The sequence below is a fragment of the Mycobacterium sp. NGS45 genome, from assembly GCF_059812645.1.
Map to the genome: position 1 here is coordinate 253,082 of NZ_JCALDB010000001.1, position 14,827 is coordinate 267,908.

General features: G+C 68.2%; 15 protein-coding genes and 1 tRNA gene. 6 read left to right on the forward strand and 10 right to left on the reverse strand.

Going from position 1 to position 14,827, the window contains the following annotated elements:
• Nucleotides 1-12: 12 nt before the first annotated feature.
• From AC5Y3P_RS01225 to AC5Y3P_RS01235, 3 genes are all read right to left on the reverse strand, one after another.
• On the reverse strand, nt 13-1,575 hold the full coding sequence (locus tag AC5Y3P_RS01225) for a sensor histidine kinase (protein WP_500044059.1): 1,563 nt from the start codon (nt 1,573-1,575) through the stop codon (nt 13-15).
• Nucleotides 1,568-2,221 (reverse strand): response regulator transcription factor, encoded by a 654-nt coding sequence (locus AC5Y3P_RS01230; RefSeq protein ID WP_500044060.1) that lies wholly within the window; start codon nt 2,219-2,221, stop codon nt 1,568-1,570. The genes AC5Y3P_RS01225 and AC5Y3P_RS01230 overlap by 8 nt, the downstream gene beginning before the upstream one ends.
• A 192-nt stretch (nt 2,222-2,413) precedes the next feature.
• Nucleotides 2,414-2,728: a cupin domain-containing protein gene (locus AC5Y3P_RS01235; RefSeq protein WP_500044061.1), complete on the reverse strand. Its 315-nt coding sequence runs from the start codon at nt 2,726-2,728 to the stop codon at nt 2,414-2,416.
• On the opposite strand from AC5Y3P_RS01235, the gene AC5Y3P_RS01240 reads away from it, so the two are divergent.
• On the forward strand, nt 2,609-3,916 hold the full coding sequence (locus AC5Y3P_RS01240; protein WP_500044265.1) for a hypothetical protein: 1,308 nt from the start codon (nt 2,609-2,611) through the stop codon (nt 3,914-3,916). The genes AC5Y3P_RS01235 and AC5Y3P_RS01240 overlap by 120 nt on opposite strands.
• A gap of 258 nt (nt 3,917-4,174) precedes the next feature.
• Here AC5Y3P_RS01240 and AC5Y3P_RS01245 read toward each other — a convergent pair whose 3' ends face one another.
• Nucleotides 4,175-5,713, reverse strand: coding sequence for a PTS transporter subunit EIIC (locus tag AC5Y3P_RS01245; RefSeq protein WP_500044062.1), 1,539 nt, complete (start codon nt 5,711-5,713; stop codon nt 4,175-4,177).
• A gap of 189 nt (nt 5,714-5,902) precedes the next feature.
• On the opposite strand from AC5Y3P_RS01245, the gene nagA reads away from it, so the two are divergent.
• Together nagA and AC5Y3P_RS01255 are read left to right on the forward strand one after the other, a co-directional pair.
• The gene (gene nagA / locus AC5Y3P_RS01250) at nt 5,903-7,075 is read left to right on the forward strand and encodes an N-acetylglucosamine-6-phosphate deacetylase (RefSeq protein ID WP_500044063.1); all 1,173 of its coding nucleotides are present in this window, start codon (nt 5,903-5,905) and stop codon (nt 7,073-7,075) included.
• 64 nt (nt 7,076-7,139) lie between these two features.
• Complete coding sequence (locus AC5Y3P_RS01255; protein ID WP_500044064.1) at nt 7,140-7,868, forward strand: DUF5642 family protein; 729 nt, start codon at nt 7,140-7,142, stop codon at nt 7,866-7,868.
• Nucleotides 7,869-7,913: 45 nt separating this feature from the next.
• Here AC5Y3P_RS01255 and AC5Y3P_RS01260 read toward each other — a convergent pair whose 3' ends face one another.
• The gene (locus AC5Y3P_RS01260) at nt 7,914-8,297 is read right to left on the reverse strand and encodes a VOC family protein (protein WP_500044065.1); all 384 of its coding nucleotides are present in this window, start codon (nt 8,295-8,297) and stop codon (nt 7,914-7,916) included.
• A 78-nt stretch (nt 8,298-8,375) separates the two neighbouring features.
• Here AC5Y3P_RS01260 and AC5Y3P_RS01265 point away from each other — a divergent pair, with 78 nt between their 5' ends.
• Nucleotides 8,376-8,738, forward strand: a complete 363-nt coding sequence (locus AC5Y3P_RS01265) for a hypothetical protein (protein ID WP_500044066.1) — start codon at nt 8,376-8,378, stop codon at nt 8,736-8,738.
• 40 nt (nt 8,739-8,778) lie between these two features.
• Here the strand turns inward: AC5Y3P_RS01265 and AC5Y3P_RS01270 are convergent.
• Nucleotides 8,779-8,851: transfer RNA gene (locus tag AC5Y3P_RS01270), tRNA-Arg, on the reverse strand.
• 281 nt (nt 8,852-9,132) lie between these two features.
• On the opposite strand from AC5Y3P_RS01270, the gene AC5Y3P_RS01275 reads away from it, so the two are divergent.
• The gene (locus AC5Y3P_RS01275) at nt 9,133-10,242 is read left to right on the forward strand and encodes an ABC transporter substrate-binding protein (RefSeq protein ID WP_500044067.1); all 1,110 of its coding nucleotides are present in this window, start codon (nt 9,133-9,135) and stop codon (nt 10,240-10,242) included.
• A gap of 6 nt (nt 10,243-10,248) precedes the next feature.
• Here AC5Y3P_RS01275 and AC5Y3P_RS01280 read toward each other — a convergent pair whose 3' ends face one another.
• From AC5Y3P_RS01280 to AC5Y3P_RS01290, 3 genes are all read right to left on the reverse strand, one after another.
• Nucleotides 10,249-11,472 carry an Nramp family divalent metal transporter gene (locus tag AC5Y3P_RS01280; protein WP_500044068.1) on the reverse strand — a complete coding sequence of 408 codons (1,224 nt, stop codon included), beginning with the start codon at nt 11,470-11,472 and terminating at the stop codon, nt 10,249-10,251.
• Nucleotides 11,473-11,574: 102 nt separating this feature from the next.
• Entirely contained in the window at nt 11,575-11,814 is a 240-nt protein-coding gene (locus AC5Y3P_RS01285; protein ID WP_500044069.1) for a hypothetical protein, read from the reverse strand.
• A 55-nt stretch (nt 11,815-11,869) separates the two neighbouring features.
• Nucleotides 11,870-12,661 (reverse strand): SDR family oxidoreductase, encoded by a 792-nt coding sequence (locus AC5Y3P_RS01290; protein WP_500044070.1) that lies wholly within the window; start codon nt 12,659-12,661, stop codon nt 11,870-11,872.
• 49 nt (nt 12,662-12,710) lie between these two features.
• Here AC5Y3P_RS01290 and AC5Y3P_RS01295 point away from each other — a divergent pair, with 49 nt between their 5' ends.
• On the forward strand, nt 12,711-13,724 hold the full coding sequence (locus tag AC5Y3P_RS01295) for a phosphotransferase enzyme family protein (RefSeq protein ID WP_500044071.1): 1,014 nt from the start codon (nt 12,711-12,713) through the stop codon (nt 13,722-13,724).
• 61 nt (nt 13,725-13,785) lie between these two features.
• Here the strand turns inward: AC5Y3P_RS01295 and ku are convergent, their stop codons facing one another.
• Complete coding sequence (gene ku, locus AC5Y3P_RS01300) at nt 13,786-14,712, reverse strand: non-homologous end joining protein Ku (protein WP_500044072.1); 927 nt, start codon at nt 14,710-14,712, stop codon at nt 13,786-13,788.
• Between the last annotated feature and the right edge of the window lie 115 nt (nt 14,713-14,827).

Consider the following 14,827-nt stretch of genomic DNA (forward strand, 5'->3'; position numbering starts at 1 on the left):
CCGCGCGGCCGGTCAGGGCAGCGGCGCCGACCACACCAGCCGGGTGCCGCCGCCGGGACTCGGCGCGATGTCGAAACGACCGCCGCATTCTTCGGCGCGGGCAGCCAGATTGGCCAGCCCGCTGCGGGTGGTGGCGTGCGGGTCGAACCCGCGGCCGTCGTCGCTGACGGTCAGCACCAAGTCATCGGCGACGCTGACGGCGACCGTGACGGTGCTCGCCCCGGCGTGCCGCACCGCGTTGCTGACCGCTTCCCGCACGACGGCCTCGGCGTGGTCGGCCAAGGCGGGGTCGACAACCGAGAGCGGCCCGCTGACGTGCAGGGTGGACCGCACCGGCGACGACGCCGTCATTTGCGTGACGGCCTGCTCGAGCCGTTGCCGCAGCCGGGTGACGCTGCCGCCGTGCAGGTCGAAGATCGCGGTGCGGATTTCCTGCACCACCTCCTGCAGGTCGTCCAGCGCCGCCGAGATGCGGGCCCCGGTGCCGGCCGCGTCCTCGGTGCGGGCGCCCTGCAGCGACAGCCCGATCGCGAACAACCGTTGGATCACATGGTCATGCAGGTCGCGGGCGATCCGATCGCGGTCGGCCAGCAAATCCAATTGCCGCATCCGGCGTTGCGTGTTGGCCAGGTGCAGCGCCAGCCCGGCCTGGTCGGCGAAGGCCGCCATCATGGTCAGCTGATCGTCGGCCCGGACGCCGACGTCCACCCCGGCGCACACCAGCACCCCGGACACCACGTCGGGTTCGCGCACCGGCAGCACCAACGCGGTGGTCGGATCGCCGCCGAGCTCATCGAATGCGTTCAGCCGCACCGGCTTTCCGGTGCTGAACGCTGATCCGATGGCGGTGTCGGGCACCGGCACCTGGTGGCCCACCAACTCAGCGCGTGTGGCGGCGGTGACGGTCAGGCCGGCGCCGGCCGGCATCAGCACCGCGCCGACGTCGGCGCCGGTGAGCCCCGCGGCCTCCGCGGCGATCTGCCCGTGCACCTCCAGCGGGTCGTCACCGGCGAGCAGGTTGGTGGCGATGTCGCGGGCCGCTTCGATCCAGTCCTGCCGGCTGCGGGCGGCCTGGTACAGCCGCGAGTTGTCGATCGCGCTGGCCGCCGCGGCCGCGAGCGCCTGCACCACCACCTCGTCGTCCTCGCTGAACAACGCGCCGCCGGCCTTCTCAGTGAGGTACAGGTTGCCCCAGATCCGGTCCCGGATCCGGATCGGCACCCCCAGGAAGGTCCGCATCGGTGGATGGTTGGGCGGGAAGCCCACCGAGTCGGGGTGTTCGGCCAGATCCGCGCAGCGCACCGGGCGGGTGGTGTGGAACAACGTGCCCAACACGCCGCGGCCGCACGGCGGCGGCCCCAGCAAGGCCCGGACATCCTCGTCGATGCCTTCGTCGATGAAGCGTTCCAGCAGCGGTTCGCCTTCGCGCCCGGCCACGCCGAGCGCACCGTAGCGTGCCCCGACCAGCTGCATCGCGGTGCTGACGATGGTGTGCAGGGTGCGTTCCAGGTCCAGTCCGGAGTTGACCGCCAGCAGCGCGTCGAACAGCCCGTCCCGGACCCGGGTGTCAGTCATCGCGCTTCTGTCGCAGCTCGGCGGCCAACAGCGCGGCCTGGGTGCGTCGATGCATGCCCAGCTTGGCCAGCAGTCGCGACACGTAGTTCTTCACGGTCTTCTCGGCCAGGAACATCCGTTCGCCGATCTCCCGGTTGGTCAAGCCTTCGCCGAGCAGCTCCAGCAGCGTGCGCTCGGTGGGGGACAGCTCCCGTAGCCGCACGTCCTCTTCGGATTCCGGCCGGTTGCTCTCCCGCAGCTTGGACATCAGCGCGGCGGCAGCCCGGTTGTCCAGCAACGACTTTCCCGCACCGACCTCCTTGATGGCCTGCGCCAGTTCCATGCCGCGGATGTCCTTGACCACGTACCCGCTGGCGCCGGCCAGGATCGCGTCGAGCATGGATTGCTCGTCGGTGAACGAGGTCAGGATCAGGCAGCGCAGCTCGTCATGCGCGGCCAGCAGGTCGCGGCACAACTCGATGCCGTTGCCGTCGGGCAGCCGGACGTCGAGCACCGCGACGTCGGGTCGGGCGGCCGGGATCCGCGCTTTGGCTTCGGCCACCGAACCGGCCTCGCCGACCACGCGCAGGTCGGGGTCGCCGCTGAGCAGATCGACGAGCCCGCGGCGGACGACTTCATGGTCATCGACCAGAAAGACGGTGATCACGCGCCCAGCCTAATCGGCACCCCTGCCGGTGCCGGCGAATGACCTTGGTCCCATGTTTCGGGTCCAATACCCACTCCTGACCGGGGCGGCTCATTGGCAAGCTGGAAAGTGCGGGTCGTCGTGGACGCCAGCGGGTCGGGCTCCTGGGGGAAGTCCACCGGCGGACGCGGCGGCCCGCGTCGATGCCGCGGCTCAGTCGTCGATGGTGAAGTCGGCGAAATCGAAGCCGGGCACCACCACGCAGCTGACCAGACAGGCCTGTTCGCCGCGGGGCCGGGCGCGCTGCCAGTGCCCGGGCGGCACCAGGACTTGCGGGGCCTCACCCGCGCCGACGTCGGCACCCGGTTCCTGCTGCGCGGGGACGAGGTGCACCGCCGGGTCGGCTCGCTGTCCGGTGGTGAGCGGTTCCGGGTTGCGCTGGCCCGGGTGCTGCTTGCCGAACCTGCGCCGCAGCTGCTGGTGCTCGACGAACCCACCAACGATCTGGACCTCACCAGCGTCGAGCAACTTGTCGATGCTTTGCGCGCCTACCGCGGAGCGCTGCTGGTGATCAGCCACGACGAACGACTTCCTGGCGCAGATCGGCGTGCACCGCACGCTCGAGATGGGGCCGACAGGGCGGGTGCGTGCTGCCCGATAAGGTTCAGCAATGCCCCGTGTCCATCCCGGCTGGTTGGTGGCGTCCTGCGCCGTCATCCTCGCGGTCAGCGTCTGGCTGCCGTGGCTGATCACTTCGGCCGACGGCGGCGGACGGGCCACGGCCATCGGCGGGGTGTCCGGCGGCGTGACATTGCCGGACCGGTTCGGGGCCGGGCAATCGATCGCGTTGTTGGCGTCCACGCTGCTGGTGGCTGCCGCGGCCAACGCGCGGGGCCTGGCGCCGCGTTGGTCGGCGGCGGTGGCCCTGGCCAACGCGCTGCTGATCGTCGGTCTGACGGTGTGGTACTTCCAGCGCTACATCACGCCGCCGGCAGCACCGGGGTTCGGCTTGTACGTCGGTGCCGTGGCGGCCGTGGCGGCCGTGGCATTTTCGGTCTGGGCGTTGGTGGCTGCCCTGCGGGTACCCACCGCGCCGCCCAGTTGATGAGGAGGGTCGTGCGACACCTGCTGACCAGTGCGCTATTGGTGCTGACCTTGACCGGATGCACCACCTGGGTCGAAGGCTCGGCGTCGATGGCATCGATGGACCAATGCGGCCCGGCCGAGGACACCACGATGCTGACCGTGCCGGCGTTGCGCGGCGAACCGGAGGTTGCGGTGCCCCAACCGTCGGGGTGGGATCGCACTCAGTCGCATGACACCAAGCTGATCCGGTTGGTGATGTCGAACTGGAGGCTGGTGGCCAATCGTTACGCGCCCACCCTGGTGGTGACCGTGGAGACCGGGCCGGGTGACGAGACACCGTCGGACCTGTTTGCACTGCAGGTGAAGAGTCTGAAATCGGGACTGGGAGCCACCGACGTGTCGATGCTGCGCAGCCGCCAATGTGGGTTCCCGGCGGCGACCATCGACTACGTCGCGCCGCCGACCGCCCAGGTCGGCGAGCGCGCCGCCAAGGCGCTGTGCGTGGTGATCGAGGACGGTGACCGGACGCATCTGGTCACCGCCACCATCCAAACCACCGAACCGGATGATCCCGACTACGTCAGCCAAGCCGAGACCATCTTCGACGGCCTTCAGATCACCGGGCCCTGACCGGAGCGCTGCGGCTCAGTGCCAGTGTCCGTGGCCGTGGTGCTTCCAATGCTTGGGTCCCTTGGGTGCCTTGTAGTCGACGTCGACGTAGGGCACGTCGACGCACGCCCGGGCGTACCCGTACGGGCCAGACACGCAAAGTCCGGGATCCGCAGACGCTTGGACGGGGCTCGCCACGGCAAACATCAAGGGGGCAACCAGAGCGGCCACACCGATCAGTACGGGTCGAATCTTCTTGTCGCGGAACATGACACAAGCTTAGAGGATCTCCCTAATCGCGTCACGGAGGGCTTCCGACCGGGTGCCGAAGACGGCCTGCACGCCGGTGCCCAGGTCGATCACGCCGGCCGCTCCCAGCATCCGCAACCGAGCGTGGTCGACTTTGCCCGGGTCGGTCACCTCGATGCGCAGCCGGGTGATGCAGGCGTCCACGGTCACCAGGTTGGATCGGCCACCGAAGGATTCGATCAGCGCTTCGGCGACGGAGTTGCTGTCCCCGGGGTGCTCGGTCGGTTCGGGCTGACCGTCGGTGAGGTTCGCGACCTGTTCGGCGTCGAACTCCGCGTCGGGTTCGCGCCCGGGGGTGCGCAGGTTCCAGCGCGCGATCGCGAACCGGAACAACACGTAGTACACGACGAAGAACACCGCACCCAACACCAGCAGTAACCCGATGTTCTTCGCGGCCGGCGCGGTGCCGTACAGCAACAGGTCCAACAGGCCGGCGGAGAACGAAAAGCCCAGGTGGATGTCCAGCAGATAGGCGATCGCCAGCGACAGCCCGGTCAGCACCGCGTGGATCAGGTAGAGCGGGAACGCCACGAACATGAACGCGAACTCCAGCGGTTCGGTCACGCCGGTCAGGAACGCGGTCAGCGCTGCCGCCGACAGGATGCCCACGGCGACCTTGCGTTGGCGTTTGTTGGCCATGTGGATCATCGCCAGCGCCGCGGCCGGCAAACCGAACATCAGGATCGGGTAGAAGCCGGAGGTGAGGATGCCCGCGGTCGGGTCACCGGCAGCGAAGCGGGGAATCTCACCGGTGACCATGCCGTCGTCGCCGGGGTACTCGCCGTACAGGAACCACACGTAGGAGTTCGGGATGTGGTGCAGACCGAACGGGATCAGCATCCGGTTGGCGAAGCCGTAGACGAAGGCACCCAGCGCTCCGGCGCCGCCGATGAAATGTCCCAGCCCGGACAGTGCGGCGTCGAAGGCCGGGTAGCAGTAGCTCATCCCGAACGCCAGGAACAGGCAGGCCACCGAGACGATGATCGGCACGAACCGTCGGCCACCGAAAAACCCGAGATAGGAGGGTAATTCGATGGTGTGGTAGCGGTCGAACAGCCAGGCCGTGAGCAGTCCGACCACGATGCCGGTGAACACGCTGTAGTCGATCAGCGCCTGCTCACCGTTTTTGTCCAGTTCGCCGGCCAGCACCACCGGCGACATCGAGGTGAACACCGCTTGTGTCACCAGGTAGCCGACCACCGCGGCCAGCGCGGTGGAGCCGTCGGCCTTGCGGGCGAACCCGATGGCCACACCCACGGCGAACAGCAGCGGCAGGTTGTCGAACAGGGCGCCGCCGGCCGCGGTCATGGCGTCGAAGAACGGGCCGAGCACTGGGACCTCGATCTGGCCCAGCAGGTCGTCCTGGCCGAGGCGCAGCAGGATGCCGGCGGCCGGCAGCACCGCGATGGGCAGCATCAGGCTCTTGCCGAGCCGCTGCAACTGTTCGAAGCCCGCACTGCGGCGCCGCGATTGTGACGGTGCGCCTTCGGGTTTCGTGACCTCGCTCATCGCCACGCCTTTCCATGTCCGCCGATCGGCCCTGCTCATTAGATCAAGTGGTTGGGATTGTGACGGTGTTTCGGGTCCGGCCTGCCTATCCTGGGCAGGTCATGGACACGGTGATGGAGGGTCGGCCGGCGAGCCGGCCAGGCGGCGCGGGCTGCCACGCGGGGTGGCGTCACCCGGTGGGAGCCTGACGTGCTGCTGCGCGCCGAGTTGGTGTGTCTTGGCCCAGAAGTGTTGCAGCCCGGCTGGATTGAGGTCACCGACGGTGTGGTCAGCGCGCTCGACTCCGGGGATCCGGGCCGGCCCGCCGATGTCGACCTGGGGGCACGCTGCGTGGTGCCCGGCTTCGTCGACACCCATGTGCACGGCGGCGGCGGCGCTGATTTCGGCACCGCCAGCGCGCAGGCTGTTGCGGTGGCGCGGGATCTGCATCTGCGCGACGGCGTCACCACCATGGTGGCGTCGCTGGTCACCACCGGCGCGGACGAGTTGGTGCGCCAGGTCGCCGGGCTGGCCGAGCAGGTGCGTGCCGGCGTGTTGGCCGGCATCCACCTCGAAGGTCCGTGGTTGGCGCCGAGCCGGTGCGGCGCCCATGATCCGGCGCTCATGCGGGATCCCGACGCGGCCGAACTCGACCGTATTCTTCGCTTGGGCGGCAACACGATTCGGATGATCACCTTCGCCCCGGAACGACCGGGCGCCATCGACGCGATCCGCCGGGTCGTCGACGCCGGGGTGGTGGCCGCCGTCGGGCACACCGACGCCGACTACGCGCAGACCCGCGCGGCCATCGACGCCGGTGCCACGGTGGCCACGCATCTGTTCAACGCGATGCCCGGCATTCATCACCGGGCACCCGGACCGGTGATCGCGCTGCTGGAAGACCCGCGGATGAGCATCGAGTTGATCGCGGACGGGGTGCACGTCGACCCCTCGGTGTACCGGATGGTCACCGCGGCGGCCGGACCGGACCGGGTGTCGTTGGTCAGCGACGCGCTCGCGGCAGCCGGGATGCGCGACGGCGAATGCCGGCTGGGGCCGCTGGCGGTGCAGGTGACCGACGGGGTGGCGCGGGTGGCGGGCAGCGCAACCATCGCCGGCAGCACCGTGACCATGGCGCAGATCTTCGGCTTCGCGGTCGCGCACAGCGGCCTGCCCCGCATCCAGGCGATCCAGCAGGCGGTTCGGCAGACGTCGACCAACCCGGCACGCGCGTTGCGGCTTGCGGCCGGATTGGCCGCGGGCAGCCCGGCTGACCTGGTGGTACTAGACGACGAGCTGGCCGTCGTCGGGGTCATGCACGGCGGGCAGTGGGTGCTGGGCCCGCCCCCGCCCACCCCCCGCATTGAGTTGTGCATCAGGTAGGTGAACTGAGCGCAAATCCCTACCTAGACGCTGACTCAACGTGGGGATGGGTAGATTCGGGCGCATGCTTGCTCCAGGAGTGATTCGCCGGGTCGGCGTGGCAATGTCGTGCGGTGCCCTGATCGCGGCGCTGGCGGGGTGCGGCGGATCCGACGAGACCACTGATGCGGCCGAGACCGCGACATCCACCTCCGAGAGTGCGGCCGCAGCGCCCGAGTCCGCCGGCGGCTACGACGTCGAGCGGATCGCCGGCCTCGAGGACAAGTTCCCGGCCGGCTACGAGGTCACCTCGATCCCGCTGACCACCCTGACCCAGCAGCAGATCGACCAGATGGAGTCGATCACCGCGGCGCTGCCGATGACCTATGAGCCGGCCGAGTGTGCGGAGAAGGCCAAGGCGCTGGATCCCGGGGTCGGGGCCAAGATGCGCGGGCTGGTGGGCCAGCAGGGCGCCGACAACTCGATCAGCGCGATGGCCATGCATTCGGACACCGACATCGAGGACGTCCGACCCGACGACAAGTGCAACCACATCACGCTGGATGCCCCGGGCATGGCGCACGGCACCGTCGAGCGCACCGAGGGCCCGCAGATCGACGGTGCCCGCACCGCCGCGGTGTTCTCGACCATCGAGATGACGCTGCCCAGCGAGACCAAGACCGTCAACCGCGTCATGTACATGGCTGCCCTCGGCGACAACACGCTGGTGATGGTCGACGGCTCCGGCGCGGGCGCCGACCGGGACCTGCTCGGTCAGTTGTTCGCCGAAGCCGTCAACACGGTGCGCGGCTGACGTCGCCGCAGGCCCTTCGGCACCACGGCATGCGCGAGGTGCCGGTCAGCCGCCGTAGGGTCGGGTGATGATCTCCAGCGAGTGCCCGGATGGGTCGCGGAAGTAGACGCCGCGGCCGCCGTCGTTGCGGTTGATCTCGCCGGGGCGATTGCCGCCCGGGTCGGCCCAGTGCGGCAGGTCGCGGTCGCGGATCTTCGTGTAGATCGCGTCGAACTCGTCCTCGGAAACCAGGAAAGCGTAATGCTGCGTGGTGATTTCGGTATCCGGCGGGGCCTGCGCGTAGTCGAGGTTGACGCCGTGGTTGAGCGTCACCACCAAGAACGGGCCGAACTCCGTCGGACTGGGTAGGCCGAACAGCTCGGTGAAGAACTCAGCGGAGGCCTGTCGATCCTTCGCGGCAACGATGGTGTGGTTGAACGTGATGGCCATACCCATCCAGTAAACCCGCGGCCTGGCGGTGTCGGCAACGCTGCAGCGCACACCGGGCGCCCGGATAGCATTTGGCGCGTGAATGCCCGTAGATCACCGACCCAGGGCAACGCCGGTGCCGCGCTGATCCTGGCCGCGCTGGTGCTGGCCATCGCCGGGCCATACTTCCTGGGAGCCTGGCTGGCGGTGCTGTTCGGTGCGGACAATCCGTCCACGACGCGCACCGTGGTGGCCTGGCTGTTCGAGGTGCCGTGGCTGGTGATCGTCGCGTTTCTGGTGGTGCGGATTGCACGGCGGCGCGCGCAGTACAAGCGGGAACTGGCCGAGTACAACGCCGCGCGGCCGGTGACCGGGCCGGGTGGGTCGACGGTTTACCATCACGGAGGCTGCACGATCAATCACCGCACCGTCGAGGCCGCGCACAAATGTCGTAAGGGGTGACCAGGCAGTCGGGTAGCGGTCCTGACCTGCGAAAACAATGTGCCCCCGGCAGGATTCGAACCTGCGACACCGGCTTTAGGAGAGCCGTGCTCTATCCCCTGAGCTACGGGGGCGTGCTCACGGCCGGGCTCGGGGTTCCGGGCGTGCGGGCAACAGCGTACCGCTCGGTTCGGGTCACGGCGCACCGGCGCTGCTGTCGCGGCAGGTCAGATCAGGAGTTCGAGGGAGTCGACCCGTCTGCTGCAGACCGACGAGTGTGCCGACTGGTATCGGCAACCGGGGCCTGCGAGCGCGTGGCTCAACGGCAATGCCGTGGTCATTGACACCCCCAGCACCGCCTGGATACCGTCTGAACAAATATTAGGTAGCACAGGCCGTCCGGTGAAGGGAAGACATGTCCTACGAGAGCAAGGCCGAGCCCATCAAGATCGGCTACCTGATGGACTTCCTACTCCCCGAGGGCTACCCGCAGGACCGCCGCGATGACCTGACCATCCCGTTCGACATGGTGTTCGCCGAGGGCCTCGCGCAGGGCGTCATCGACCGCCCGGTCGAAATCGTCTACCGCGAGGTCGAGGGCCTGCCCAAGGGTTCGGTCAAGGCTGTCATCGACGCCTACGCAGAACTCGTCGACGAAGGCTGCCTGGCGATTTTCGGCCCGCACATCGGCGACAACGCAGTCGCGATCAAAGAGGCTCTCGACGAACGCTTTCGGGTCCCGGCGATCAGCGTCACCGGATCCGACGAAGCCCTCGGCGAATGGTTCTTCGCCTTCCCGATGGGCTCGCATTTCGACGAACCGATCTTCTGGGCCGACCTGCTGGCCAAGGGTGGGCACACCGAAGTCGGTGTGCTGGCCGAACAATCACTGGTCGGCGAGCACTACCTGACCAACTTCCGGCGAGCCTGCAAACGCCGCGGCATCCAGATCGTCGCCGAGGTCGAGATCGCCCAGACCGCGCAGGATGTCGGCGCCGCGGTGCGCGCCCTGCACGACGCCAAGGCCACCGCGATCGTGCACGCCGGGTTCGGGTTCGGCATGGTCGGCGTCAATCACGCGCTGGCCGAACTCGATTGGGATCCACCCCGGTTCGCCGGCACCGCATTCGAGAACGCCTGGATCAACCCGGTGATGTGGAACGCCTTCCTGGGCTGGACCGGCATCGACCAGTACGACGAACACAATCCGGTGGGGCAGCGCTTCCTCGACGACTTCGAGAAGCTGCACGGCCGGCGGCCGCAATGGTGCGTTCCAGTGGTCAACCGCGACGTCGCGGTCACCGTCCTGGCTGCGCTGGCCGACGCGCACCCGCTCAGCCCGCGCGGGGTCAAAGAGGCCTTGGAACGGGTCAAGATGGTGCCGGCCGCATCGGGTGCCCCCGGAACGCGAATCTCGTTCGGACGCTGGACTCGTCGCGGCTGGATGGGTGCCGGCTACCTGGTCGCGCGCGAACTCGACCCGGACGGTGTCACCTCACGGCTGGTCGACCGGTTCGGCGAGTGAGCCCGCTCAACCCCACACGGTCAACACGATCAGCACCACGTTCAGCAAGGTGATCACCCCGGCCACCAACCAGCCCAACGTCGTCGTCGCGCGGTGATTGACATCGGCACCCATCACCGCCGCATTGCCGGTCAGCCGGATCAACGGGATCAGCGCGAACGGGATACCGAACGACAGCACCACCTGCGACAGCACCAGCGCCCGGGTCGGGTCGAAGCCGACCGCCAACACCACCAAGGCCGGCAGCAGCGTGATGAACCTGCGCAGCAGCATCGGGATCGACACCTTCAGCAGGCCCTGCATGATCATCGCCCCGGCGTAGGCGCCCACCGAGGTCGAGGCCAGCCCGGAGGCCAGCAGACCGACCGCGAAGAACAGCGCCACCGTCGGGCCCAGCGCGTCGCGGACCGCGTAGAACGCGCCCTCGATGGAATCGGTGTCGTCGCGGCCCTGCAGGTTGGTCGCCGCGACCAAAAGCATGGCCAGGTTCACCGCACCGGCGACCAGCATGGCCAGCACCACGTCCCAACGGGTCACCCTCAGTAGGCGCCGGCGCGCCGGTCCCGGCTCGGGATGACCGTGCCGGTCGCGGGCCAGGCCGCTGTGCAGGTACACCGCGTGCGGCATCACGGTCGCACCCAGCATCGCGGTGGCCAGCAGCACACTCTCGGTGCCCTCGAAGCGCGGGATCAGGCCCGCCGCGGCGTCGGCGGCCGCAGGGGGTTGCACCACCAGGCTGGTCAGGAAGCCGATCGCGATCACCAGCAGCAGACCGGTGATGACGCGCTCGAACATCCGTTGACCGTTGCGGTCCTGCACGGCCAGCAGCAGCAGCGAGACGAAGCCGGTGATCAGACCGCCGACCAACAGCGGCAGGTCGAACAGCAGGTACAGCGCGATCGCGCCGCCCACCACTTCGGCCAGATCGGTTGCCATGGCCACCAATTCGGCTTGCAGCCAGTAGGCCAACCGGGTGGGGCGCCGGGTGTGCGCAGCGACGGCTTCGGGCAGCGACTGTCCGGTGACCAGACCGATCTTGGCCGACAAGTACTGCACCAGGCCGGCCATCACGTTGGCGACCACGATCACCCACACCAGCAGGAACCCGAACTTTGCGCCGGCGCTGACGTTGGCGGCGACGTTGCCCGGATCGACGTAGGCGATGGCAGCCACGAAGGCGGGGCCGAGCAACTGCCAGCCGAAGCGCGCTGGCGCCTGTTTCGTGGTCAAAGACGGTGTCCGGTCAATCCAAAGTCACACCAAGAAGCCACCTCCGCGCGCGAACCGCAGGACGGACGTGCGGACGTGGCTTCCCGATCGAGAGTCGCGGGGTTAGAGGACGAAGTAGTCGTCGTCCCAGGGGTACATGCCGTACACCGGCGGGGTGGAGTCGATCTGCACGTTGCCTTCGGTGGCGCACTCGGTGGTTTGACCACCGGCGACCGACGAGCCGCCGGTCACTTCGCAGTCCGGCAGCAGTGGATTGGCGTTCGCGACCGGAGCGGAGGCAATCGCCGCGAATGCGGCCGCGGCTCCGAGCGAGATGGCGAGTTTGCGAACCAGGGCAACCATGCGTCGGACTCCTTATCGGTGACGTTTCCCGCAGCGTACCGCTAATCGGGCCGGGTTACAGGTCTGGGATGGGCAACTCGAGGTTGGGGTGGGTCAGTCCGCCGTCGACCTCCAAGATCTTGCCGGTCAGGTAGCTGCCCGCCGGTGAGGCCAGGTAGACCGCGGCCGCAGCGACGTCGTCGGGCTCACCGAGCCGGCGCAGCGGCGTGGCCTGCTCCATCGGGGTGCGCAGCGCATCGTTTTCAGCGACCACTTCCAGCGCAGAGGTCAGGATCGAGCCCGGCGCGATGCCGTTGACCCGGATCCGCGGGCACAGGTCCTGGGCGGCCAGCCGGGTGTAATGCGCCAACGCGGCCTTGGCGGTGCCGTAGGCGCCGAACCCGCGCCCGGCCAGCCGGCCGACCGTCGAGGTGATGTTGATGATGCTGCCGCCGCCGGAATGCTCGAGCATCAACGGCACCGCGGCGGTGGTCAGCGCATGCGCCGTGAGCACGTTGAAGGTCAGGGCGTCGCGCAATTGCTTGGTCGACGTGTTCAGCAGCGGCCCCGGCATGCTGCCGCCGACGTTGTTCACCACGATGTCCAGCCGCCCGAACTCCGCGACGGCGGCTTGGGCCAGTTCGGCGGTGGCCTCCGGGTGGGCCAGGTCGCCGGCCACCACGTGCGCTCTGCGCCCGACGGCGCCGATCTGCTCGGCGACCGCCTCCAGTTGGTCGCGGGTCCGGGCGGCGATGACGACGTCGGCGCCGACCTCGGCGAAGGCCAGCGCGATCGCCGCCCCCAGGCCGCGGCCCGCTCCGGTGACCACGGCCACCTGATCATCGAGGCGGAACTTGTCCAGGATCATGGCTAGCCACGGTAACAACCGCGGGCGCTTCGACCGTTACGGTCTAGGGATGATCGGTGAGCGGATCGACGTCGACGCCGACGTGGATGCTCGGGTGGCGCGCGCGGCGCTGCCCCGGTACGACGTGGCACCCGAGACCGAGGTGCGGTTGCTGAACCGCTCGGAGAACTCGACGTTCGCGCTCACCGACCCGTTCACCGGCGAGCAGTCGGTATTGCGGGTGCATCGCACTGGCTATCACACCTTCGGCCAGATCCAATCCGAGTTGGACTGGCTGAGCGCGGTCGGCGCCGCCGGTCAGATTCGGGTTCCCGAAGTACTCCCGGCGCGTGACGGCGACCGCGTGGTGAGCGTGCCGGGTGCGGCGGGCGAGCCGGAGCGGCACGTGGTGCGCTTCGCGTTCATCCCCGGTGCACACCCGGATGAAACTGCGCTGTCCGCCAACGATTTTCACGACCTGGGCCGGATCACCGCCCAACTGCACGATCACGCGCGCAGCTGGCAGCGCCCGCCAGGGTTCGACCGGTTCGCCTGGGACTGGCAGCACTCGCTGGGCGCCACCCCACGCTGGGGGCGCTGGCAGGATTCGGTCGGCGTCGGTCCCGACGAGCACAGGTTGCTCGGCGCGGCGCAGGATCTGCTGCACCGGCGGCTCGTCGAGTACGGCACCGGCGCCGACCGGTTCGGCTTGGTGCACGCCGACCTGCGGTTGGCCAACCTGCTCGTCGATGCCGGCCGCACCACCGTGATCGACTTCGATGACTGCGGATTCAGTTGGTACTTTTACGATTTCGCTGCAGCCGTGTCATTCATCGAACATGACCCGAACCTGCCGCGGTGGCAGGACGCCTGGTTGGCCGGCTACCGGAGTCTGCGCCGGTATGCCGCAGCCGACGAGGAGATCCTCGCGTCGCTGCTGCTGCTGCGGCGGCTGAAACTGTTGGCCTGGATGGGAACTCACGGGCACGCCCAGGAATCGCAGACCAAACTGGACAGTTACGCCGCCGGCAGCTGCGCGCTGGCGCAGCGTTACCTGAGCTCGGGTGGTCGGACGCTGCACTGAGCGCAGTGGCCCAGTTCCGCAGGTGACTGCCGCCGGACCGCGCAGGAGCTGGCGCTGGCGGCTACTTCTTGCCGGCGGTCTTCTTCGCGGGTGACTTCTTGGCCGTCTTCTTCGCCGGAGCCTTCTTGGCCGCGGTCTTCTTCGCAGGTGCCTTCTTGGCGGCGGCCTTGGGTTCGCTGTCGTCCGCCGCGGCACCGCCCTGGCGCTTCTTGACGCTGGCTTCGAGCTTGGCCAGCAGGTCGGAAACGTCGTCGGCCTCGTCCAGTTCGGTGGGCTGCTCTTCGATGGTGAACGCTTCACCACCCTCCAGCTTGGCTTCCACCAGTTCGCGCAGCTGGTCTTGGTAGTCGTCGTGGAACTGGTCGGGATTGAAGTCCTCGGACATCGAATCGACGACTTGGCCGGCCATCTTGAGCTCGGCCGGTTTGATCTCCACCTTGGTGTCGAGCACCGGGAAGTCCGGGTCACGAATCTCGTCGGGCCACAGCAGGGTGTGGATCACCATCACGTCGCGCTTGCTGAAGTCCTTGACCCGCAGCGCGGCCAAACGGGTCTTGTTGCGCAACGCGAAGTGCACGATTGCGACCCGATCGGTGTCGGCGAGGGTCTTGGCCAACAGCTGGTAGGACTTCGTCGACTTGGTGTCGGGTTCGAGGAAGTAGCTGCGGTCATACATGATCGGATCGACCTGGTCGGCCGGCACGAACTCCAGCACCTCGATCTCGCGACTGCGTTCTTCGGGCAGCGTGGCGATGTCCTCGTCGGTGATGATCACGCTGCGACCGTCGTCGGCTTCGAAGGCGCGGGCGATGTCGGCGTACTCGACCACCTCGCCGCATTCCTCGCACACCCGCTTGTAGCGAATGCGTCCGTTGTCCTTGGCGTGCACCTGGTGGAACTTCAGGTCGTGGTCTTGGGTGGCGCTGTAGACCTTGACGGGGACATTCACCAAGCCAAAGGCGATCGAGCCCTTCCAAATGGACCGCATCAACCCAGTATGGCGGTCCGTCGGCACTACTTGCCAGCAACTAGTGTTCTGCCAGGCGAGCCGCACGTGTCGTGCGCATCCCGAAGCAGGTTTGCCTGCCGGCGATTGGGTATAC